This is a genomic window from Bradyrhizobium sp. JR3.5, from assembly GCF_054057015.1.
The window spans coordinates 1058178-1079286 of the sequence record NZ_JBSRYV010000002.1 but is presented as its reverse complement, the minus strand read 5'-3'; the positions used below and the strand labels follow the sequence as shown (position 1 = coordinate 1079286).

Here is a 21109-nt window from a genome sequence, read left to right as displayed (position 1 = left end):
ATGCCGCGCAATGCGGCAGAGCTGGCACATCGCCTCGCGCGCGAGGCCGAGGCGGTGTGCCGTCACTATCTCTCCAAGGGACGTCGCGTCGGCAATTACTGGCAGGTCGGTGACGTCAGGAATACGTCGGGCCGCTCGATGTTCGTCCGCCTGAAAGGCGGTGACACCGGTGGCCGCCCGGCGGGCAAATGGACCGACGCGGCAACCGGTGAGCACGGCGACCTGCTCGACGTCATCAGAGAAAGTTGCGGTCTGGTTGATTTCCACGACGTTATCGAGGAGGCACGACGCTTCCTTAGCCTGCCAAGATCCGAACCGGAATCGAACAATCGGCCTCATTCGCCTTCAGCGTCGATCGGTTCACCGGAGTCGGCGCGGCGTCTGTTTGCCATGTCGCAGCCGATTGCCGGAACGGTCGTGGAAACCTATCTGCGAAGACGCGGGATCACCTATCTGCATGGCATCGGTAGCCTCCGATACCATCCACGCTGTTACTATCGTCCCGACGCCGACACGCCAACCGAGACCTGGCCCGCGATGATCGCCGCCGTGACCGATCTACAAGGCCACATCACCGGCGCGCATCGCACCTGGCTCGATCCGTCAGGGCGCGACAAGGCACCGGTCGATACCCCACGCCGCGCGATGGGTCATCTTCTCGGTCACGCGGTCCGCTTCGGTCCGGCTGGCGATGTCATGGCAGCTGGCGAGGGTATCGAGACCATGCTGTCGCTCCGCTGCGTCATGCCCACCATGGCGATGGTCGCAGCACTTTCGGCCGCGCATCTCGGAGCCATCCTGTTTCCGGCAACGCTGCGCCGACTCTATATCGTCCGTGACGACGATCCGGCCGGCGATGGCGCGGTGGCGGCACTGTTCGACAGGGCGCAGTCGGTCGGGATCGAATCCATGGTGCTGTCGCCGCAGTGTGGAGATTTCAACGGGGATCTGCGGCACTCTAACATCAACGCGCTGCGTGCGGCTTTGCACGTCCAGCTCGTGTCTGAAGACGTGGCTCGATTCCTGAGGACGAGAGCTTGGACCCGGAATAGGGGATGAGGCTCTTATTCCGCTCCGCCGACGCGCGATCGATCCCGAGGCTTCTTCTATTGTCAGAGAGGACCGCGCTCACGGCCTTCTTGAGAGGGCGACCGTGCGGCGAGCGGACCGGCCACGCAATGGCGGGAGCCGACTATTTTCCGTCGCGCCCTAAAGAGGGCGCTTTACATCGCGAAACAAAATAGTCGGCTCCCGCCATCCTCCGCTGGCGCTCCGGCCGCGGTCGCTGCGCTCGGCGGTGCAGGTCCGGCCCGCCTGCCGCCTTTCGTCGCCATGAAGGCCGCGATGAGCGCGGCCGATCCGACCAAGGAAAGCCGCCATGACGATCGAGCGCACCGAAACCGACTACGAGCAGCCATGCGCCACATCCCCGACCGATCACGTCCTCACTGGACTCCAGCTTCACGGCTATCGCCCCTTCCAGGACGAACCCGACCCGAGACCGCTGCCCGAAGGATGTCACGTCGCGGCCGCCGTCGCCGACATCTTCGACGCCCTCATCGCGAGCTTGAGCGAAACCCGCCTCGAACCCGACCTCGAAGACCTCTTGTGGTCGGCCGTCAACCTTTTCCACCGCGCCAACGAACGGATCGAACGCGAACTCGACGACAACGAACAGGCGCAGAGGCGCAGCCAACGCGACCAGGATGGCTCCGAAATCCGCTCGGTTGAACTCGAGCGTCTTACCGCCGAGGGTATGACGCTGATCGAGCGGCGCGACAGCATGGAATACTTCCGCGACCAGGCCGCAGACCATTTCGTACGCCACACCGGATCGCACTGGCATCCGCGCAGCGGCTCGATCGTGAACCACCGCGCCATGACTTCGGCTGTCATCGACAGCCGGGACTTCCTTGCCGCCAAACGCAAGGCCGAGACCGAGGTGCTATTGCCCGCCGGGCCGAAGGTCGCATTCACCGGCGGCCTCGACTGCAACGATCATCGCCTGATCTGGGACAAGCTCGACCAGGTCCATGCCAAACATCCGGACATGGTTCTCTTGCACGGCGGTTCGCCGAAGGGCGCCGAACGCATTGCCGCCCGCTGGGCCGACCACCGAAAGGTTCCGCAAATCGCCTTCAAACCCGATTGGACCAAACATGCCAAGGCAGCACCGTTCAAGCGCAACGATCAGATGCTCGACGTCCTGCCGATCGGTGTCATCGTTTTCCCCGGTACCGGCATTCAGGACAACCTCGCCGACAAGGCACGAAAGCTCGGGATCCCTGTCTGGAAATTCGGCAACGGCGGCGCGTAAGCGCCACCTTATTCCTGTCTGAGTTGCTATCCATCGAACCCGCAGAGCGACAATGCCGCTCTGCTGGTTACAGCGAACTGGGCCATGCGCTCGGCCGTCCTATTGCGGCCGGAAATCTGGCTCGCCAGCCCGGCCGCTAGGGATTCCAAACGAGCACAGTATCGGCTATTCCTAGGACCGCGCCGTGGTGGTGGTGGAAGGCGCGACCCTTGCAACCTTTGTCACGGGACCATCACCATGCTTATCATCGGCATTCTCCTTAATGTCGTCGGGCTCGGTATTTTCTGCTGGGCTCTGTTCGCGCTTGCAATCCATGCATTGCCGTTCTTCGTCGGCATGACGGTGGGGATCTATTCATCTCAAGCCGGAGCAGGTCCCTTAGCGGCCATCGTCGTCGGCTTCGTTACGGCCGGGTTCACGCTCGTGGTCGGGCAGTTCGCCCTTTCCGTCGCACGCTCACCGATTGTCCGCGTTGTCATCGGGTTACTATTCGCGGTCCCTGCGGCCACGCGCCGGTTATGGCGAGACGCTTGCCCTTGCACAGCTCGGTATTTCCTCGGAAGGCTGGCGGGAATCATTCGCTTTGTTTGGCGCCATCGCTGTTGGGAGCATTGCCTGGGCTGGTGTATCGACGCAGATCGATCCCGCCCTCAGACCGGGTGCTGCAGTCAGCCCTATGCAGGCGCCGCGTGGAGCGGCGACTATGGGCGGGTGACAGCGCGCGTTTGTCGTCTATCTCCGTTGGCGTGGATCGGAGCGTTGAAGCTCGGATCGTCCAGCTTGACCGAGAGATAATCGCGGCTCTTGTTGGAGACTTCGATTGAGCCGGTGATCTCGTCGGCAGCCCACGATCCGCTGTGTCGCTTAGTGTGCGTTGTCTTCTGTCTGCGCGGCGACAGGCGGCCACCTTTCTGCACGCCAGGTTTTCTTTTCCTTCGCTGGGAATGCGGAGCTTCTTGTGTGAGCCGATCGCCGCCTGGCACTTCTCCTGAATGCTGTTCAGCGCACGCGAGCACCTAGCCTCTCATTGGCTTGATCTGGCCGAAGGCCGGCTGCGCCTCGATCGCCTCAACCGCAATGGCGGCGGTGAGACTTTCTTCCCCTGGGCTTCGCCCATTCCTCGCGAGGCAAGAAAGTCTCACCGCCGCCATCCTCCGCTGCGCTGCGGCCCAACGGGTGCGGCGTCGATCGCCTTCGGCCTTCAGATCGCCATCGAGGCCGCGGTGGTCGCGGAGCTCGAAAACAGCAAGGAGAAGTGACATGGCTAACATCGGCTCATTCAAGAAATCCGGCCAGGAATTCCAGGGCGAAATCGTCACCCTGAGCCTCCAGACCAAGGGCGTCCGCATTGTCCCCGAGACAGACCGCACCAACGACAATGCTCCGAGCCACCGGGTCTACGTAGGTCGCGCCGAGATCGGGGCCGCCTGGTCGAAGCGCTCCAGCGAGGGCCGCGATTACCTCTCGGTCAAGCTGGACGATCCGAGCTTCAACGCTCCGATCTACGCCAACCTCTTCGACGACGAAGACGCCGAGACCTTCACCCTCATCTGGTCCCGCAGTCGCAAGTCCAACGGCGACTGAGGCATAGGTCAGCATGCGAACGCCCCGCTCATCTGAGCGGGGCGCTTCATTGTCGCACTGTCCGACTGCGCTCGCTCGCCATCTGCGCGGCGTGCCAAGGCTTCGCCTTCCTGAGGGGCTGTATGAGTCGCGCTATCGCGAAGGTAGCGTGGCTGTTTCCTAGGTACGGCCTATGTCGCCGCCGATCCGGCAAGCGGGACCGGCGGCGATGACGCGCATCCGGGTGCGGCGGGTCGCCGGGCCGCCAGACCGGCTCGCGGAAGATCAAAATCCGACTTTTATCTATGACGGTCTTGAAAGGGGCGCGCTCATTTTCGCTTGGATGTTTTGACCCGTGCGCCGCGCGCTTCGTCATCGGGTATTACTAGGTCGACGTGACTCACACATACTATGAGGTTTATCTCCTATAATATGTATTTGCGCATGCCCTGGCGGTGCCAGAATTGATCTGGGCTAAAATTAGGCGACTGGCCTCGGGAGATTAGAATAGCTCCCGGCTATAGAGTGTCATGAAGAAGCCACCCCTCAATCCCGACGTCGCTGATCAGGCTCCGACCAATTCAGTGCTCACAGTCTATGATGAAGAGCACATCATTACCTATCTGCGGCTGCTTGATGCCGACGCCGAAGGAGCGGATTGGCGCGAGGCAGCGCAGCTTGTGCTCCATATTGACCCGGAACTTGAACCTGTTCGGGCAAGAACTGCATTCGAAAGCCATCTGATCCGCGCGAAATGGAAGACTGAACAGGGATATCGCCATTTGCTGCGGGGTGGTGCGTCCAATTCAGAATAGTCAATTGCGCTTTTGCAGGCCGTTGGAAAAAACTCCTCCAGCATTGAAGGATCGTCCCAATGCATCACGCGATGCATGATCGGGGACTTCCACAACCTCTGCTGATCAGGATTATCGCCCCGCAATTTCTTGCAACGCAAAGTGGGGACGCGAACGTCTAAGTTTGATTGGAGTTCGACGAACAGCTACGAGCGCGCGCAAGGCGCAGAGATCACCGGATTTGCCTGGGAATGCCTGCGTCGCAATCAGATTATCAACGCGACTGTCGCAGCATCGCCCCGGCCTCCACTGTGAGCGCCGAATTCCGCCAAAAATGGCTGCTGTGTTTTCGCAGCTAACCCTGACCAATCTTTCTCGAAACAGACAGTGTTTTGGGCGCCGGAGGTCTTGCCGACGATGATCCCAATTCGTCCGGCGGTGCCGTTCAGCGCGGACACTCACGTCCTGTCTTAAGCTGCGCGAATTGACCGCGGGAGAGCTGCGGCAAGCGCCCGACGGCTGGTACGCCGTGCTGAATCCGCGCGGCGTCGAACACCGCTTGTGGCTGAAGGAAACACCAGTCGTCGCCGAAACCTATGCAGTCGAGCTTCAGCTCGACCGCGACTTCGAATTTCGTGCGCACGCAGCGCGCCGGCTGTGGCGAACCTTGAATGACCGTCCGCCCGGACCGCCATTGCATATGTTTTCCGCCCAGCGCCGCCGCCTGGCGCTCGCACTTCGCGCACTCGATGCGCGGATGGACGGCAATACGTACCGCGAAATCGCGGAAATCCTGTTTAGCGCGGGGCAGATTCCTGAACGCGCTTGGAAAACCCACGATCTGCGTGATCGAACGATCAGACTCGTTCAGACCGGCTTTGCCTTGATGCGCGGTGGCTATCGCGCGTTGCTGCGACCATCACCCCGCAAGAAGTAGAGAAGTCGACGGGGTATCGAAAACCAATCCCCCTTTCTTCGCCATCCCCCTTTGCGGCATTTCTCCGCGATCGTAACCGCCAAGGCGCCGGCAGCCGCTCGGGCGCTCCAGACGATCACGGAGCTTTTCCAATGTCCGATCCGAACGCCGACTTGCCGCCGCGTTACCTGCGCACGCCCGAAGCTGCCCGGTTCCTCAGTCTCTCGGGCCGGACGCTAGAAAAACACCGTACCTACGGCACGGGACCGACCTATCGGAAGATCGGTGGGCGCGTGGTGTACGCGCTCGATGATCTCAAAACCTGGGCTGACCGCGGCACCAAGACATCAACCGCCGATCCGGGCAACGGCACCGTCCTGCCGGCCAAACGGCAGGCTGCGCCCATTCCATACGCTGGCAAGCCGCGACGCTGACGGCAGTGGAGCACCACATGTCATCACCGCGAAGACATCGATCAGAGCGTGCGCAGCTCGATCTCTTTCGCGCCTTGCCCGGCGATCTGGCGCCGCGGGACGCGCAGGATCTAATGGCCTATCCGTTCTTCTCGCTGGCGAAATCCAGGCGCATCGCCCCGATCGATTTCCGCGCCGGGACTATCACCATTCGGGTTGAAGCCCTGACGGAACATGGCATGGCGACGATCTGGGACGCGGACGTTCTGATCTGGGCTGCCTCGCAAATCGTTGAGGCTCGCGACGCCGGTCTGAAGACATCCCGTCTGATGGCGGCAACGCCGTACGAAATCCTGTCCTTTGCCGGTCGAGGCACCAGCGTGAGAGACTACGATCGCCTCAAGGCCGCGCTCGACCGGCTGCAATCGACCACCGTTATGACCTCGATCCGCCAGCCGACGGAGCGGCGGCGGCATCGTTTCTCCTGGATCAATGAATGGAAAGAGACGGCCGATATGCACGGCCGCGCAAGAGGACTCGAACTGATCCTACCGGATTGGTTCTATACTGGCGTCCTGAACGAATCGCTCGTACTGACCATCGATCGCGCCTATTTCGATCTGACCGGCGGACTGGAGCGTTGGCTCTACCGCCTCGTACGCAAGCACGGCGGTCGCCAGGAGGGTGGCTGGAGCTTTGATCTTGCGCATCTCCACGCCAAATCCGGCAGCCTCTCTCCGCTCAAGCATTTCACCTACGATCTGCGCGAGATTGTTCGCCGGCAGACACTGCCTGGCTACCGATTGGTCATTACGCATGACCCGCGCCGAGCAGAACGACTGAACTTCACGCCCGTTCTTAGCGACGCCTTTGTGGGGCGGTTGCGCAAGCGCGGACCCATTCCTCCGTCAGGGGGTAGCCTGTGAATCATCTCGTGCTATCGGGGACCGCAACTGTCGTGCCATCAGGGACCCGATCCTCGTGCTATCGGGGACCGGAATCGGAGCTAACGCCTTGGCACTCAATCCCAACTTCGCCCCGTAACTTTCCTAACATACTGACACTAACTTCTTGTTGTGAATCAGTACGTTGTGAACAAGTGTCGGTGCGCGAGGTTTCGCGAACTCGTGCAACGTTTCGCGGAACGGCTCCAGGATTCGCGAACTGGATTCACAAACCAGGAGCCGGATCATGAGTAGGTCCGGCAACCTGCGTGAGCTTCCGTGGCTTCGGTTTCCATCGTCGGTGACGACGTCCTGGCTTGGCGCGGCGATGGACACGAAGCAGCGCGGATGCGTGATCAGGACTGAGAGCAATCCCGAACTGAGCCATCGCTTCAGCAATCACCACGGGGCGATGCTGATGAGCCCGATCGGCAGCGATCCATCTCCCGAGCGCCTCCGCTTGAGCGCCAGTCAATTGCGATTGCCGTCGAGGACGCTCCAGCGCAGCTTCCAGTCCGTGCTCCGCGCCTTTGAGCAGCCAGCGATAGAGCGTTCGGGCAGTGACGCCGACGCTCTCGGCGGCGGCCTCGACCATCGCGCCATCATGGACGGCCGCGAACGCGAACAAGCGCTGGCGCCGCAGCTTGTAGCGTTCACGGAGCGCACGCTCACGCAGATCGATTCCAGCCTCAGGAAGAGTCTCGATCCAGCTGCACCAGCTCCGGCGTCCTTTCGGCGAAGAAGCAATGGCCGGCGCGAGAATGACGCGCAGCAGATCGCTCATCTCGGCGGACAAGTCCGGCACGCGAGCGAGCAGGCGATCAAGCCGTGGCGCATGCAGAATGGCGATGGCCGCCGACAGGCGCTTCGCGAGATCTTCAAGCAGCCAGGCGAGGATCAAGAGGCCGCCATAGTTCGAGCTCCACACAATATTATTGTGTTCGCCGAGATCGAGATCCTTGGCAATGCGAACGAACAGGCGCTCGCGATACTTCCGAGGGATGTCGATCCAGACCATGCTGAGCAGCACGTCGATCAGCGCCATTGTGGTCGGCCAGTCGAGGGTGCTGCCGCCCGGCAACCTTGTTCGGTTCAATTCCTTGCCCGCAACAAGGATCGCCTGAAGGCACAGTGCCGATGGAGGGGCGAGAACTCCTATGGTGCCGGCGAGCTTCAGGCCGCATTTTCGGCAGATGGTCAAGTCGACGGGTTGACGCGTGTTCAGACCGGGAACTCGCAGCACGCAGCGACAAGACGGGCAATGTCCTGTCAGGACAATACGATGCTCCGGGCAGACGCCAGCCCATCCGTTCATCCAGAGCAGTCGCAAATAGCCGGACCGGTCGTCGGCCAGGCACCGCGGACAGATACCAATACGCCGGTCACGGCGGCTCCGATGCGAGCCGAAGTGATATTTGCTGCCTATCCGTTGCGCGGCCTCATCATCGCGGGCAATCCCCCAATCTCTGAACGTCATTGCTGCAAGGTCGCGTGTGCTGACACCTGTCTTCTCGGCGATCAGCGCCAGCACTTCGGTCGATGGGCGGCGCCACCAGTCGGGATCGGCAGTCGCATCAACGCCAAATGCAATGCGGCCCAGCGCCAGGGGCGACAACCTCAAAGCAGCGCTGAGCCTCGTAATCCAGGATGCCAGCGCTTCTCCGCTCTGCGGAACGACACGCAGAGGCAGGAGACCGGTCATTGCCGGAGCTGGCGGCAATGCCGTGACTGCAAACAGATCAGATTGCAACACGTCGACGCTCGGAGGGTCTGATGAAGCCTGCACGCTCGATCATGCGCGGGGAGATCGTTTCCGCACCCGTCTCGATCGCCTTAACGGCGGCGCGGGCGACAATCGCAATGATCTCGCCAAGCACGCCTTCGGCGGCGGACAGGATGCGCGCTGTCATCGCTGGATCGGTCAGATTCGACGGCCTGCGCAGCGGCAGCACCGCCTCCAGGGTGCTCAGTAACCGGCGATATTCGTCGTCATCGGTCCAAACGGGCAGGGGGAACGGCTCAAATCGGTTGACGAGCTGTTCGTCACTGCGGATCGCCCGCAGCGCTTCGGTCGTTCCGACGCCGACCAGTGGGATCTGTAATTCGTTGCCGAGCCAGCGCAGTACGTTGAGCAGTCGCCGCTGCTGCATCGCCGTGCCCGAGAGCAGATTGTGGAGCTCATCTATCACTAATAGCCGTACGTTGGTCGCGCGCATGAGGCGCACCGCCGTGTCCTGCTTGGTGGCGATCCGATCTCGTGGGTTGAACGGCATTCCCAGCGCCTCGAGGATCGCGCCGAAGAAGCGGCCCTCATCTGGCCCCGAAGGCATTTGTACCTTCAAGACTGGAATGAGTGCCGCGCCGTCAGAAGGTTCGCTCGCGGCATTCGCCAGATGCGTTCGCCGGAACTTCTCCACGATCATCGTCTTGCCGTTGTTTGTCGGGCCGACCAACAACAGGTTTGGCATCCGCAGACGCTTCGGGAAGCTCAGCAGGTCTTCCAGCGCCGCCAGGACGGCTTCCGCCCGTGCGTAACCGATCCATCGATCCGTGCGGATGCGGCGTATCCGCGACCCTGCATCTTCGGCCGCAAATGGACGCGTCGTCGGGCGGAGATGTGCGTAATCCTTGCTCATTCCCACTCCTCGACAGGGAACATCCGCTCGTGCGGCTGCAACTCCTTGCCGATCTGCTCGAGGGTATCGCCCGCATCGAGCTCGACCGGGAGCAGATCGGTACGCTCGCTCGCGGGCACAATACGTCTGCGCCGTTCGTGCTGCCGGCGTGCCGTCTTGCTGGCCAGCACGGCATCATCGGCAATCTTGCGCATGGTCTCTATCGTGCGGAAGATCGCAGCCTCATCGACCAGCGAGCGGCCGTCCTCGCGCAGCCGCGTCAGCGCCAAGCGATGCTCCCACAAGCTGATCGGCGGGCGCCGCAGATCGCGGTAGCTCAAGTCGTAGTAGGAGCCGTCAGGCCCGAGCAGATAGATCCGGCTGAGGTCGCGCGGATCGTAGCGGATGATCATCGGCTCCAGGTGTCCGATCCAGGTGGTCAGTACGTCAGCCCAATAAGCGATCGAGTGCAGCGCGACGCCGTCGCGCCGGACCATGCGGCGAGCAATCGGCAGGAAGTCGATCAGGAAGCGGCGAGGATCGGTGACCGCTGTCGGCTCGCCACGGCTGAGCGTCGTGCTGTCGCCAACCGTGCCGCGTTTCCAGGCAGCCAGTGGCGTCGTGCCGATGCCGCGGTGCAGATCGCAGTGATAGATGCCCGCAACCGCATGGCCAAGCCAGCGCTCAACTTCATCGAGCGTCATCGCAGCCATCTTGTCGGGGTTCAGCTCGCCTTTGGTCCGGACATCGGAGAAGGTGGTGCCCGGCAACAGATGAACCTTACCCATCATGGTGCCGATCAGCCGCTCGATGTGCCCGCCATAATGCGGCGTTCGCACCGGCCTGTGATCAATGGCGATGCCGTATTGCTCGCAACCGCGCTTCAAGGCTTCGGAGCGGAACTCTTTGGCGTTGTCCAGGTGCAACCGCTCGGGGATACCGCGCACCGGCCAGACTGCATCGATCCCGCGCTCGGCCAACCAGCTCTCCTTGGACAGTGCCGCATGGCTCAAGCAGAGCGCGACCGATGTCGCAGACGGCGGCTCCAGCGACAGGTGGAATCCGGCAACACAGCGTGTGCGGACATCGATTGCGAGCGTCAGCCACGGTCGTTGAATCGGCTTTCGGGTGACGGAATCGACGACGATCACGTCGACCAGCGTGTGATCGATTTGGATCAGCGACAGTGGCCAGTGGGCCTCAAGCGAACCGACCGCGGGAAGGAAGCGATCGCGGGCTGCCTTTCTGCCCTGGCGCTTTGCGACGACTTCGCGTGCCGGGCGCGATTGCAGCCGTGCGGTAATCGCCTTGCGGCTGGGAGCGACCAAACCCGCCACCATGCAGCGGCGTCGGACCTCATCGACCAGATCGCTGATCCGCGGTTGCTGACGCGTCAAATAGACATCCTCGATGACGTTATTGATCAGCGCGTCAACCTCCTGATCCAGCAAGGACGTGCCTCGCGCCGGTCCCCGGCGGCGCGGCAGCAGACTCGTCAGGCGAGCATCGGCGAGGTAGCGCCGCAGCAGCGCATAGACATGCGTCGGTCCGCAGGCGAGCTCGGCCGCGGCAGCCGCCACGTCCTGTCGCGTGCGCCTCGAGTTCTCGGCGAGCCGGCGGATGATGGGCAGATAGCGGCGCGCTTCGTCCCATGCGACGACATCCACCATCGAGATCTCTGGCGCGCTCATGGCGCCGTTACTCGCGTGTCGGTGGTAATCGGCAGCGTCAGATCGACGACGAGAGCGCCGCGCGCGATCAGTCGCCACACGACCGCGAGGCCGGCCTCGCGCGGTGCCGGCAGCAGATCGACCAAGTGGCCAAAGGTGTTTGCATGGGCGCGGGCATACGCGACAGCTCGCGCGGCTAGCATCGCGTCAATCGGCGTATTTCTCAGCGGCAGCAGTCGCTTTGCGGCTTCAAGGCGCGGACCGCGGATGCCGCACTCCGTCGAGATCCTGAACCGCGCGCCGTTGTTGCTCGCCCAATCCCGCGCGGCCGCAAAGGCCGGTCGGAGCCGGCTCCATCCGGCTCGCAGATCGGCGCGGTACTTGATCTCGACAACATCGGTTCGGCCATCGCTCCAATCGACGCGGAAGTCCGGCGTATACCGGCGCGGCCGACCGTCATCCCTGAAGCGGATTGTCACCGGCTGCGCCGTGACGACGGCACCAGCATCCATGAAGCTCGCGAGCGTCACAAAGTCACGCTCAAGCGCGCTCTCATGCTCCGTCAACCCGGTCCCCAGCGACTGGAATCCAGTCACATGCGACCGCCGGCTCAGCGGAATGCGCCGCAAATCGCCCTCCATCTGGAAAACGACTCAGTACGCAATCCTCGCACATTTTGGGATCAGTTCACAAACATGGAACGAACTCTATGCACGCAAGTCCTTGCGCGGACTCAGGTCCGCTCTCCCGCCGATTCACGAAACCTCGCCCACCGACAGGGACTGTGGATAATAGCGTGCGGTCTGCAAAGTCACATACAGCCGCTTGGCGCTTGCTTGGCCAAAGCATCCACCGACAAGTGGTCGTGACGGATACGCCAACGGCAAGATGGCTACGCGACCCAGACGCGATCGCCCAAGTGTACGTCGGAATCTGCCCTGCCGCAATAACTCCCCACAAGCTTCGGAGGACAACGTGACTGACCTCACGACGGTCGAGCTGTTGTGGCTCGAAAAGCGTATCGAGAATCGAATTCGGTTCGGCCGAGCGGTAGCGGAACAAACCATTGATCGCCGCCGGCGCATCCTGTCATTCGCGCCCGGCACCGTCTTTGCGTTCGTTCGATGGGCGTCCAACGATTTTGGCACGGTCATCTCGCGTGTCGACATTATGCGCGCTGCCACGCCCGGGCAGCGCTATTCGACGGTGCCTTGGGTCAAGCCAGGTGGTGACATTTTATTACGGCTTACCGGCTGGCCGAAAGTCGAACGTGTGCTGCAGTTAATCGATGCAGTGGAAGCGCTCGACATCCATCCGGCCGACGTCGCGCTGGACTATTGGCATCACGTCCACAACCGCTTGTCCGTGAATGAGACGCCGCGGCCGTACACTCGCGGACGCCACCAAGCTTGGCTGCGTCGGCGGAGGATCGCACCGTGAGAAGTCGGTCAGTGACAATTCTAGTGACGTTCGCAGCTGTTGCCCTTGTCACGTCGACAATGGGAGAGGCAACGCCAGCGTACATTTGGAACGCCTCGAAGAGCGTTCCGATCGGTCTCTACCAGTTGCAGCCGACCGGTAGGCTTGCTGGTGACTGAGCTCGTCGCTGCCCGACCGCCTGAACCACTTGCGACTTTTCTCGATCTGAACGGCTATCTGCCGATCGGCGTTCCCATGCTCAAGCGCGTGCTGGCGCTTCCTGGACAAACGGTCTGCAGAAAAGGGCTCACCATCTCCGTCGACGCGATCGAGATGGGAGAGGCAAAAGCGCGCGATGGTCGCGGGAGGCCGCTCCCGATCTGGCAGGGATGCCGCGTCGTCGGCACGGACGAACTTTTTCTCATGAACTTGGAATCGGAAGACTCTCTGGACGGCCGCTACTTTGGCCTTGTGCCTCACTCGTCCGTCATCGGCAAGGCGTTGCCTATGTGGACTAGGGAGGAGTGATTGTGATCGCCAATATCGAAAAGCCTGTCATTCCTTTGTTCGATCGATCGCAGTACCATTCCTTCGTCCCGACCACCTTCGTGCCAGCCGTCGCGCACAGGGGCGGTCCAGCGCGGCCGCAAGGCCGGCGCAAGCGCGCGTTTACCCTGGACGGTCGCGAGCGCGATGGCAGGTTTCCGGCTTCTTGGGATAGCCATGTGTATTTCCGCTCTTGTGACGACTGTATTGCCATACGAAGCCCTGGCGGATGTTAAGTTGATCGCTCCGGTAGCACATTCGATGAGCGCATCTCGTGTCGAGCCCTTTGCAGACTTCATTGCCGAGGCATCCCGCAGATTTGCGATCCCGGAGCACTGGATTCGCGCAGTTATGCAGCTCGATGGCGGCACAAATGAGCGAGCAATCTCGCCAAAGGAAGCGCTCGGGTTGATGCAAGTCATGCCCAAGACCTGGGTTGAGCTGAGCGTTCGTTACGGACTGGGCATCGATCCATTTGATCCGCGCGACAACATCATGGCAGGCGCAGGATATCTTCGCGAGATGCATGACCGCTTCGGATCGCCCGGCTTCCTTGCAGCCTACAACGCGGGTCCCGACCGCTATGAACAACACCTGACCACGGGTCGACCGCTTCCAGCAGAAAACGCAGGCGTACGTAGTTGCGCTCGCGCCAATGCTTGACGCCGAGCCACGTGACGCCGATGCCTCCGTCGCGAACCCTATCATGACTTGGCGACAAGCTCCGCTGTTCATCGGGCGTCGCGACACCTTATCGACCCATCAGCATCGTCGTTCTCCTCGAAACTGTCGTCGGATGTGCTGTCCGGGGCAAGTCCGCATGTGCTGACGCCGCATGCCGATGGCATGTTCGTGCATCGAGCGAACCGGGTGCGATCCCATGATTGAAATCGCATTTCGTTGTAGGGCGTCGGAGATTTTGACAGGTCGAAAGCTGATTGACAGGCCACAGAGAGAAGGCGACCGGGGATGGCAGGATAAAAGCCGCAAGGTGTGGCCGGTCGGTTGTTGGCGAAACTGTATCAATTTCAATTGCACAGTGAACATTGCGGATACTCAGCGCACATTGCCCATTTCACCAACACACCGATCCTGCTCAGTTTTCGTCACCTTGCGAAGCGCGCGATGAGCGGTAACAAGGAGTTCCGTGTCCGTCCAGGCCGCATCCGTTCGACGCGCGGGCCCCGGACAAAACCGTTTCTGGGCCAAGCACTCAGAGCCGCACAGAAGGCCGGCGGTCTTTCGCGCGGCGGCCGCGGTTACGGCTCCAGGTTCGGACGCGGTCGCGCGGCGAGCCTTGCCGCGACGCGGCTCTTCAACAACCGCGCACGAAGCGCCATGGTCAAGGCGCGGGTCGTGCGCCGGATGCGTTCGCCGGGCGCGCTGCGAGCGCATATCGGTTATCTCCAGCGCGACGGTGTCACCCGCGATGGGACGCCGGGCAAGCTCTTTGACCCGGCGGGCAATGATGCCGACGGCCGCGCGTTCGCCGAGCGCTGCGAGGGCGACCGGCATCACTTCCGGTTCATCGTCTCGCCCGATGATGCTGGCGAACTGGCTAACTTGCGCACCTTTACTCGCGAGCTGATGGATCAGGCCGCCCGCGACCTTGGCACCCGGCTCGATTGGGTCGCCGTGGATCATTGGAACACCGAGCACCCGCATGTCCACATCCTCGTGCGCGGTCGCGCCGACGACGGAACAGACCTCGTCATCAGTCGTGACTATATCTCGACGGGCTTGCGCGCCCGGGCCGGCGATCTCGTCACGCGCGAGCTCGGTCCGCGGTCAGAGCTCCAGATCCGCCAAACCCTTGAAGCGGAAGTGGCGGCCGAACGCTTCACGAGGCTCGACCGGGCGCTTGGCCGGGAAGCGGGCGCGGCGGACGGGGTGATCGATCTGAGGTCCGACCGCGATGCCGGGCGCGATCCGTTACGGGAGATCCGGATAGGGCGGATGCGGACGCTCGAGCGGCTCGGCTTGGCCGAGCCCGCCGGTCCTGCGCGCTGGGTGCTGGCCGCCGACGCCGAGCCGCGGCTGCGTGCGCTCGGTGAGCGCGGCGACATCATCAAGCGGTTACACAACACAATTGCGAAGGAGGGCACGTCACGTGCACCCTCGTCCTGGGCACTCGAAGGCGAACGCCATGGTGAACCGGTCATCGGTCGTCTCGTTGCGCGCGGGCTCGATGACGAACTCAAGGGTACGGCCTTTGCCATTGTCGACGGGGTTGATGGGCGCGTGCATCATCTCAAAATTCCCGATATCGAGGCGGCCGGCGATGGCCCGATCGGTGGAATCGTGGAGCTCCGGCGCTTCGAGGATGCGCGCGGCCGAACACGGATCGCGCTTGCGGTCCGCTCGGACCTGGCGCTCGAGCAGCAGGTCTCGGCGGAAGGGGCGACCTGGCTCGACCGACGGCTCGTGGCACGCGAGCCTACCGATCTCTCACGCGCCGGCTTTGGCGCCGAGGTGCGCGCCGCGCTCGAGCGGCGGATCGACGTCCTGGCAGAGCAGGGACTTGCCCGCCGCAATGGCGACAAGATCACGCTCGGCCGCAACCTGACCGAGACCCTGCGCCGTCGCGAGCTCGACGCAGTCGGACGAGGGCTTGCCGATAAAACGGGGGCTTGCGCATTTGTCCGCTGAGGCAGGTGAGCAGATTTCGGGGATCTATCGCCAGCGGCTGTCACTGGCCTCGGGGCGCTTCGCCATGATCGACAATGGTCTCGGTTTCCAGCTCGTGCCTTGGGCGCCCTCGCTCGAGCGCGAATTGGGCAAACAGGTGGGCGGCATCGCCGGTCCCGGCAGCGTCGAGTGGAGCTTTGGGCGCAAACGCGGGCTGTCGCTCTGACCCGCCGATCTCTCCGCTCGGACGCGCGCGACTGCGATCCGCGAGGGCTGTGGTTGTGCTCGCACGTGGATGGTGTCCACATCTCAAACCCATGTCCGCGACAAAAATCATCTGGCATCAGATCATCCTGGTCTGTCTCGTCGCGCTCGCTTTCCTGTGGGCGGCGACCGAATGGACCGCCTGGCGGCTTGCCTTCCAGCCGCAGCTTGGACCCGCCTGGTTCAGCCTCGGGCGGTGGCCGGTTTACCAGCCGGCTGCCTTCTTCGCCTGGTGGTTCAAATTCGATGCTTACGCGCCTGTGATCTTCCTTGAGGGCGGCGCCATCGCCGCAAGCGGCGGAATTGCGGCAATCGCGCTGGCAATGATGCTCTCGGTGTTCCGGGCCCATGAGGCGAGGGACGTCACCACCTACGGCTCAGCGCGTTGGGCCGATTCGCGCGAGGTCAGGCGCGCGGGGCTCTTGGGGCCTGATGGCGTCGTGCTCGGACGTTTTGAGGGGCGTTATCTACGGCATGACGGACCGGAGCATGTGCTCTGCTTTGCTCCGACGCGCTCGGGCAAGGGCGTGGGCCTCGTCATACCGACCCTTCTGACCTGGCCGGCCTCCACGATCATTCATGATATCAAGGGCGAGAACTTCCAGTTGACCTCCGGCTGGCGCGCCCGATTTGGGCCAGTGCTCATATTCGATCCGACCAATCCGGCCAGCGCCGCCTATAACCCGCTTCTCGAGATCCGTCGTGGTGATTGCGAGGTGCGAGATGCCCAAAACATCGCCGACATACTTGTCGACCCGGAAGGGGCACTCGAACGCCGCAACCACTGGGAAAAGACCAGCCACTCTCTCCTTGTCGGCGCAATCCTGCATGTCCTGTACGCCGAAGCCGACAAGACCCTCGCCGGCGTCGCCAATTTCCTGTCTGATCCCTCCCGCCCGATCGACGCTACGCTCAACGCAATGCTCGCAACCCCGCATCTTGGAGGTAGCGTTCATCCCGTTGTCGCTTCGGCCGCGCGCGAGCTTCTCAACAAGAGCGAGAACGAGCGCTCCGGCGTGCTCTCAACCGCGATGAGCTTCCTGGGGCTCTACCGCGATCCGGTCGTTGCCAAGATCACCGCGCGAAGCGATTGGCGCATCCGCGATCTCGTCAACGGCGCGGAGCCCGTCTCACTCTATCTCGTGGTGCCTCCATCCGACATCGTTCGCACCAAACCCTTGATGCGACTCATTCTCAACCAGATCGGGCGGCGATTGACCGAAAGCCTCGATGCAAACCGGCGCCGGCAAAAACTTCTTCTGATGCTCGATGAGTTTGCAGCGCTCGGCCGGCTCGATTTCTTCGAGAGCCAGCTCGCCTTTATGGCGGGCTACGGCATCCGCAGCTTTCTGATCACCCAGAGCCTCAATCAGCTCGAACGCGCCTATGGGCCGAACCATGCCATCCTCGACAATTGTCACGTGCGGATCGCCTTCTCGACCAATGATGAGCGTACGGCCAAGCGCGTATCCGACGCACTCGGAACTGCGACCGAGTTACGCGCCATGAAGAACTATGCCGGGCACCGATTGAGCCCCTGGCTTGGACATCTCATGGTGAGCCGTCAGGAGACCTCGCGGCCGCTGCTGACGCCAGGCGAGGTCATGCAACTCTCGCCTAAAGACGCAATCGTGATGATTTCCGGGGTGCACCCGGTGCGTGCCACGAAAGTCCGCTACTATGAGGATCCGCAGTTTCAGCGACGTGTGTTGAAGCCGCCCCGCTTCGAGCCGCGCACCTTGTCCGCAGGACCGGATGACTGGTCGGCCGGCGCTCCAATTCCACCATCAGTCGAGCTACTGACCAGACGCAAGCGCAGGAGCGACGGGGCGAACGGTGGTTTGCGTCGCGAGCCGGAATTGCCAGAACATGAGGAGATCGAGATCAAGGCACCGCTCGGCGAACACGAATTCGACGCCGACCTCGACGAGGGTGATGCCGATGCCGTCCAGGCACGAGCTCTGAGCCGCTCGATGCAGGGCGTCGCGCGGACCGTCAGCCTCGACGCGGACGATGGGATGGATCTGTGATGGAGGCAGCGTGAAAAAGATCCAGCTCAGTATCTATCTCGATCCGGAAACCTTCAAAACCCTCGAGGCCTTTGCGAAACGCCGGGGGCAGCCCAAGTCGCTGGTCGCCGAGGCCGCGATAGCCGCGTTCCTTTCCCCCGATGATTCCGATCGGCGCGAGGCGGCGATCGCCAAGCGGCTGGACCGGATCGCACGCGTGCTCGAAAACGCCAGGAGCGCAATGATGGCATCACGCTTGAGACCATCGCGCTCTTCATCCGTTTCTGGTTGATCTCGACGCCGGCGCTCCCCGAACATTCGACTCCCGCCGCGCGCGCCAAGGGCGCAGAACGTTACGATCGCTTTGTGGAGGCGCTCGGACGGCGGCTTGCAAGCGGATCCACCGTCCTGAAAGAGGTGAGTATCGATATGCACGCCTCTGAGAAGCACGAGTAATCAGTACGCGCGCCCCAAATGCGCCTTGGCAGCTCCTGGCAATAGATGCGGCGCTTGGTCAGATAAGCCGACCCGCAGATCGGCAGCACGCCACGAAGCACGCAAGGCATGGGCGTGTCACTCAAGGTTCCGGGGCCGCCGTAACAGGCCGTTAGCTTCCCGCGAACGATATAGGCTGACAAATCCGTCTCTTCTTGAGACCGCCTTGTCTTTCTTTGGCTACGCCAGACTACGACGCAGATGTCGGTGCGGTTGAAGCGAGGTTCGGATTGGCCCTTCTCTCAAGTCCATCATCGCTGGGGGCAATTCAGCCGTTTCGATCGGAACGCCGCGCGTGCCCCGGTGCGCGGGCAGGTCGCGGTCGAACATTGGGGAGTGAACAAGCAATGCAAGTCGATGGAGAGCTTGGAGGCCAGCCCAGCTCGATTGTGAATCAAGCCGACAGCGATGCGCAGTCGAGCCCGAACGAAGGACCGCGAACCAAGAAGGTCACCGTTCAGCTCTCCGAGAGCATGTTTCAGCGGCTTGAAGTTGCCACCGAGCGCCCGGGCCTCGGCAAAAGCATGGTCGTCGAGATGGCCCTTGAACGATTCCTGAATCCTGCACCGCCCATCGAGGGGCTCGTTCATGAGGCTCTGGACCGGACAAGTGGCCAGATCGCCAGGCTCGAGCGCGAGATCGCGATCGTTGCCGAGACGGTGGCCCTGCATGCGCGCTATCACCTCACCGTGACGCCGCCCATGCCGCCATCGGGGCAACGGGAGGCGTGCCTGCTCGGCCAGCAGCGTTTCAAGGTATTGGCGGAACAGGTCGAACGGCGGGTACGGCTCGGTCAGCCATTGATCCGGGAGACGATCGATCGGCTGGGCAGGGGCAGTCGACCTGCCGGTGAAGCCCATGGCGGCGCGTCACAGAGCGCGGCAGAAGAACAGTCGAGTCAGGAAGGTCTGTCCGCAGTCGCGGCGGATGGAAACTCCGAGCCGAGCGCTGCCGCCGAGGAGGGCGGCAGCAATCTGAACTTTCGAAACCTGCCTAACTCCTTTTTTTGAGGCGACTGAGCGGGCCGGCAGAAGCGCGCCGAAGCAAGTTAGGGCGCAATCATCGCCCGCAAAGCGCGTTGAGCCCTGTAATGTGTGGCGGCTCGTCGCGTGCGTGTTTCTTCCCTTCGCGGCCGGGTACTACCTTTCGTACCTGTTCCGGACGATCAATACGCTCATTGCTGGACGCCTCGCCTCTGATCTCGGGCTTGGCGCTGCCGATGTCGGGCTGCTCACGTCAATCTATTTTCTGGTCGTTATGGCGGCCCAGATTCCGATCGGCATGTTACTTGATCGCTTTGGGCCGCGCCGGGTCCAGAGCGTGCTCTTGGCTGTTGCTGCAGGAGGTGCCGCGCTCTTTGGACTATCGACGGGATTCCTGTCGCTTCTTCTTGCTCGCGCGATGGTCGGACTTGGGAGTGCAGCAGCCCTGATGTCCGGGCTAAAAATCATCGTCCTCTGGTTTCCAAGAGAACGTATGGCGCTCATCAATGGCTGCATGATCATGCTGGGCTCATTGGGCGCCGTCACTGCAACAGCACCTGCCGAGGCGCTCCTGGACTGGATCGGATGGCGGGGTCTATTCGGCGTGCTGGCCGCCGCAAGCGCGGCTGCTGCCATTTTGATCTATCTCGTGGTTCCCGAACGAACCACTCGGCCACAGGGCAGCAGGACGCCCGCCACTCTGAAAACAGTCTATTCCGATGCCCGGTTCTGGAGAATTGCGCCCTTATCGGCGACCTGCGTCGGGTCCGCTTGGGCACTGCAATCCTTATGGGCGGCGCCCTGGCTTTCCGATGTGGAGCGGCTGGATCGAACGAGACTGGTCAACGAATTGTTCGTGATGGCGGTCGCTCTGAGTCTCGGGGCTCTGGTCCTGGGCGTCCTTGCCAACTGGGTGCGCCGCCGGGCTAAGAAGACCGAGGCTCTGTCTGGTTTGGTCGCGGCGATGTTGATTGTGGCGGAGCTTGTGCTGATCCTGCATCCGCCCTGGCCATCACTCCTGCCGTGGTGCGTGGTGTCGTTGGCCGGATCAGCCACTGCTCTGACCTACGCCATCATAGCGGATTATTGCCCGGCCGAGCTGGTTGCGCGCGCCAATGGGGGTCTGAACGTCCTGCAATGTGGCTGGGCGTTCGTCGTGCAGTACGGGATGGGACTGATTCTGGAGCAATGGCCTCTAGAGGCTGGGCATTATCCTTTGACGGCCTATCAGACCGCGTTCGGTGTGAACGTTTTTCTGCAGCTGGCAGCGCTGGTCTGGTTCGCCGTCCCGTGGCTCGAGCGCCGGAAATGGACGGCTGGCGTTTCGGTCACACATCAACCGGCGAGCGGCTGGAACTCGGTTGAGGCCGTTATTCCACCAGCCGAGCTCGCCATCCTGGAGGCGGACGACCATGCTGAGTGGTGAAGCCAGCCTGTCGCCGGGCTGATGTCCGGGGTCATGATTTTCGGCGCGTCCAAAGCGTTCGTCCCGAATCTTTCTTCTTCTACGCCAGACTACGATCAATTTGGTCC

At 62.3% G+C, this 21109-nt stretch carries 21 protein-coding genes and 3 pseudogenes; 18 read left to right on the top strand and 6 right to left on the bottom strand.

Going from position 1 to position 21109, the window contains the following annotated elements:
• Positions 1-1059, top strand: a complete 1059-nt coding sequence (locus ACVWW1_RS21935; protein ID WP_429031537.1) for a DUF7146 domain-containing protein — start codon at positions 1-3, stop codon at positions 1057-1059.
• Between the two features lie 319 nt (positions 1060-1378).
• Positions 1379-2317 carry a DUF2493 domain-containing protein gene (locus tag ACVWW1_RS21930; RefSeq protein WP_429031536.1) on the top strand — a complete coding sequence of 313 codons (939 nt, stop codon included), beginning with the start codon at positions 1379-1381 and terminating at the stop codon, positions 2315-2317.
• 701 nt (positions 2318-3018) lie between these two features.
• Here ACVWW1_RS21930 and ACVWW1_RS21925 read toward each other — a convergent pair.
• On the bottom strand, positions 3019-3234 hold the full coding sequence (locus tag ACVWW1_RS21925; RefSeq protein ID WP_429031532.1) for a DUF736 family protein: 216 nt from the start codon (positions 3232-3234) through the stop codon (positions 3019-3021).
• Between the two features lie 75 nt (positions 3235-3309).
• Here ACVWW1_RS21925 and ACVWW1_RS21920 point away from each other — a divergent pair, with 75 nt between their 5' ends.
• From ACVWW1_RS21920 to ACVWW1_RS21900, 5 genes are all read left to right on the top strand, one after another.
• On the top strand, positions 3310-3576 hold the full coding sequence (locus tag ACVWW1_RS21920) for a hypothetical protein (RefSeq protein ID WP_429031530.1): 267 nt from the start codon (positions 3310-3312) through the stop codon (positions 3574-3576).
• Between the two features lies 1 nt (position 3577).
• Entirely contained in the window at positions 3578-3901 is a 324-nt protein-coding gene (locus ACVWW1_RS21915) for a DUF736 domain-containing protein (RefSeq protein ID WP_429031527.1), read from the top strand.
• Positions 3902-4073: 172 nt separating this feature from the next.
• On the top strand, positions 4074-4232 hold the full coding sequence (locus tag ACVWW1_RS21910; protein ID WP_456657408.1) for a hypothetical protein: 159 nt from the start codon (positions 4074-4076) through the stop codon (positions 4230-4232).
• Positions 4233-4410: 178 nt separating this feature from the next.
• A complete protein-coding gene (locus ACVWW1_RS21905) occupies positions 4411-4695 on the top strand; it encodes a DUF2285 domain-containing protein (RefSeq protein WP_456657407.1) in 285 nt (94 codons plus the stop codon).
• A 141-nt stretch (positions 4696-4836) separates the two neighbouring features.
• A complete protein-coding gene (locus ACVWW1_RS21900; protein WP_429031584.1) occupies positions 4837-4989 on the top strand; it encodes a transcriptional regulator domain-containing protein in 153 nt (50 codons plus the stop codon).
• On the opposite strand, the gene ACVWW1_RS21895 is transcribed toward ACVWW1_RS21900, so the two are convergent.
• On the bottom strand, positions 4941-5132 hold the full coding sequence (locus ACVWW1_RS21895) for a hypothetical protein (RefSeq protein ID WP_456660841.1): 192 nt from the start codon (positions 5130-5132) through the stop codon (positions 4941-4943). The two genes, ACVWW1_RS21900 and ACVWW1_RS21895, sit on opposite strands and share 49 nt — an antisense overlap.
• Positions 5133-5158: 26 nt before the next feature.
• Here ACVWW1_RS21895 and ACVWW1_RS21890 point away from each other — a divergent pair, with 26 nt between their 5' ends.
• The 3 genes from ACVWW1_RS21890 (at position 5159) to ACVWW1_RS21880 (ending at position 6929) form a co-directional block, all read left to right on the top strand.
• Entirely contained in the window at positions 5159-5611 is a 453-nt protein-coding gene (locus ACVWW1_RS21890) for a DUF2285 domain-containing protein (protein WP_429031522.1), read from the top strand.
• A 131-nt stretch (positions 5612-5742) separates the two neighbouring features.
• Positions 5743-6024, top strand: a complete 282-nt coding sequence (locus ACVWW1_RS21885) for a helix-turn-helix transcriptional regulator (RefSeq protein WP_456657406.1) — start codon at positions 5743-5745, stop codon at positions 6022-6024.
• Between the two features lie 17 nt (positions 6025-6041).
• Entirely contained in the window at positions 6042-6929 is an 888-nt protein-coding gene (locus tag ACVWW1_RS21880; RefSeq protein WP_429031517.1) for a replication initiator protein A, read from the top strand.
• A 244-nt stretch (positions 6930-7173) separates the two neighbouring features.
• On the opposite strand, the gene ACVWW1_RS21875 is transcribed toward ACVWW1_RS21880, so the two are convergent.
• The 4 genes from ACVWW1_RS21875 to ACVWW1_RS21860 are packed head-to-tail and all read right to left on the bottom strand — an operon-like array spanning position 7174 to position 11861.
• Positions 7174-8700 (bottom strand): TniQ family protein, encoded by a 1527-nt coding sequence (locus ACVWW1_RS21875; RefSeq protein WP_456657405.1) that lies wholly within the window; start codon positions 8698-8700, stop codon positions 7174-7176.
• Positions 8687-9583 carry a TniB family NTP-binding protein gene (locus tag ACVWW1_RS21870; protein ID WP_429031513.1) on the bottom strand — a complete coding sequence of 299 codons (897 nt, stop codon included), beginning with the start codon at positions 9581-9583 and terminating at the stop codon, positions 8687-8689. Before ACVWW1_RS21870 ends, ACVWW1_RS21875 begins: the two co-directional genes overlap by 14 nt.
• Positions 9580-11253 carry a transposase gene (locus tag ACVWW1_RS21865; protein WP_456657404.1) on the bottom strand — a complete coding sequence of 558 codons (1674 nt, stop codon included), beginning with the start codon at positions 11251-11253 and terminating at the stop codon, positions 9580-9582. The genes ACVWW1_RS21870 and ACVWW1_RS21865 overlap by 4 nt, the downstream gene beginning before the upstream one ends.
• Positions 11250-11861 carry a TnsA endonuclease N-terminal domain-containing protein gene (locus ACVWW1_RS21860; RefSeq protein WP_429031507.1) on the bottom strand — a complete coding sequence of 204 codons (612 nt, stop codon included), beginning with the start codon at positions 11859-11861 and terminating at the stop codon, positions 11250-11252. The genes ACVWW1_RS21865 and ACVWW1_RS21860 overlap by 4 nt, the downstream gene beginning before the upstream one ends.
• 346 nt (positions 11862-12207) lie before the next feature.
• On the opposite strand from ACVWW1_RS21860, the gene ACVWW1_RS21855 reads away from it, so the two are divergent.
• The 8 genes and pseudogenes from ACVWW1_RS21855 to ACVWW1_RS21820 all read left to right on the top strand — a co-directional run bounded on the left by ACVWW1_RS21855 (position 12208) and on the right by ACVWW1_RS21820 (position 21002).
• A complete protein-coding gene (locus tag ACVWW1_RS21855; RefSeq protein WP_429031505.1) occupies positions 12208-12672 on the top strand; it encodes a DUF2840 domain-containing protein in 465 nt (154 codons plus the stop codon).
• A gap of 59 nt (positions 12673-12731) precedes the next feature.
• Positions 12732-13179, top strand: a pseudogene (locus ACVWW1_RS21850) (S26 family signal peptidase).
• 195 nt (positions 13180-13374) lie between these two features.
• A complete protein-coding gene (locus tag ACVWW1_RS21845) occupies positions 13375-13860 on the top strand; it encodes a lytic transglycosylase domain-containing protein (RefSeq protein WP_456657403.1) in 486 nt (161 codons plus the stop codon).
• Between the two features lie 462 nt (positions 13861-14322).
• A pseudogene (locus ACVWW1_RS21840) lies at positions 14323-16051 on the top strand (relaxase/mobilization nuclease domain-containing protein).
• A 91-nt stretch (positions 16052-16142) separates the two neighbouring features.
• On the top strand, positions 16143-18119 hold the full coding sequence (locus ACVWW1_RS21835) for a conjugal transfer protein TraG (RefSeq protein WP_456657402.1): 1977 nt from the start codon (positions 16143-16145) through the stop codon (positions 18117-18119).
• Positions 18103-18554 (top strand): annotated as a pseudogene (locus ACVWW1_RS21830) (CopG family transcriptional regulator). The gene ACVWW1_RS21835 and the pseudogene ACVWW1_RS21830 overlap by 17 nt, the downstream one beginning before the upstream one ends.
• A gap of 386 nt (positions 18555-18940) precedes the next feature.
• Positions 18941-19603: a ribbon-helix-helix domain-containing protein gene (locus ACVWW1_RS21825; RefSeq protein WP_429031495.1), complete on the top strand. Its 663-nt coding sequence runs from the start codon at positions 18941-18943 to the stop codon at positions 19601-19603.
• Positions 19604-19685: 82 nt separating this feature from the next.
• Positions 19686-21002 (top strand): MFS transporter, encoded by a 1317-nt coding sequence (locus tag ACVWW1_RS21820; RefSeq protein WP_456657401.1) that lies wholly within the window; start codon positions 19686-19688, stop codon positions 21000-21002.
• Positions 21003-21109: the final 107 nt, after the last annotated feature.

What these genes read in the sequence shown, in the direction of transcription:
- ACVWW1_RS21935 (WP_429031537.1), top strand. Translation starts at nt 1, where the DNA reads ATGCCGCGCAATGCGGCAGAGCTGGCACATCGCCTCGCGCGCGAGGCC.
- ACVWW1_RS21930 (WP_429031536.1), top strand. Translation starts at nt 1,379, where the DNA reads ATGACGATCGAGCGCACCGAAACCGACTACGAGCAGCCATGCGCCACA.
- ACVWW1_RS21920 (WP_429031530.1), top strand. Translation starts at nt 3,310, where the DNA reads ATGCTGTTCAGCGCACGCGAGCACCTAGCCTCTCATTGGCTTGATCTG.
- ACVWW1_RS21915 (WP_429031527.1), top strand. Translation starts at nt 3,578, where the DNA reads ATGGCTAACATCGGCTCATTCAAGAAATCCGGCCAGGAATTCCAGGGC.
- ACVWW1_RS21910 (WP_456657408.1), top strand. Translation starts at nt 4,074, where the DNA reads ATGTCGCCGCCGATCCGGCAAGCGGGACCGGCGGCGATGACGCGCATC.
- ACVWW1_RS21905 (WP_456657407.1), top strand. Translation starts at nt 4,411, where the DNA reads ATGAAGAAGCCACCCCTCAATCCCGACGTCGCTGATCAGGCTCCGACC.
- ACVWW1_RS21885 (WP_456657406.1), top strand. Translation starts at nt 5,743, where the DNA reads ATGTCCGATCCGAACGCCGACTTGCCGCCGCGTTACCTGCGCACGCCC.
- ACVWW1_RS21880 (WP_429031517.1), top strand. Translation starts at nt 6,042, where the DNA reads ATGTCATCACCGCGAAGACATCGATCAGAGCGTGCGCAGCTCGATCTC.
- ACVWW1_RS21870 (WP_429031513.1), bottom strand. Translation starts at nt 9,583, where the DNA reads ATGAGCAAGGATTACGCACATCTCCGCCCGACGACGCGTCCATTTGCG.
- ACVWW1_RS21865 (WP_456657404.1), bottom strand. Translation starts at nt 11,253, where the DNA reads ATGAGCGCGCCAGAGATCTCGATGGTGGATGTCGTCGCATGGGACGAA.
- ACVWW1_RS21845 (WP_456657403.1), top strand. Translation starts at nt 13,375, where the DNA reads ATGTGTATTTCCGCTCTTGTGACGACTGTATTGCCATACGAAGCCCTG.
- ACVWW1_RS21835 (WP_456657402.1), top strand. Translation starts at nt 16,143, where the DNA reads ATGTCCGCGACAAAAATCATCTGGCATCAGATCATCCTGGTCTGTCTC.
- ACVWW1_RS21825 (WP_429031495.1), top strand. Translation starts at nt 18,941, where the DNA reads ATGCAAGTCGATGGAGAGCTTGGAGGCCAGCCCAGCTCGATTGTGAAT.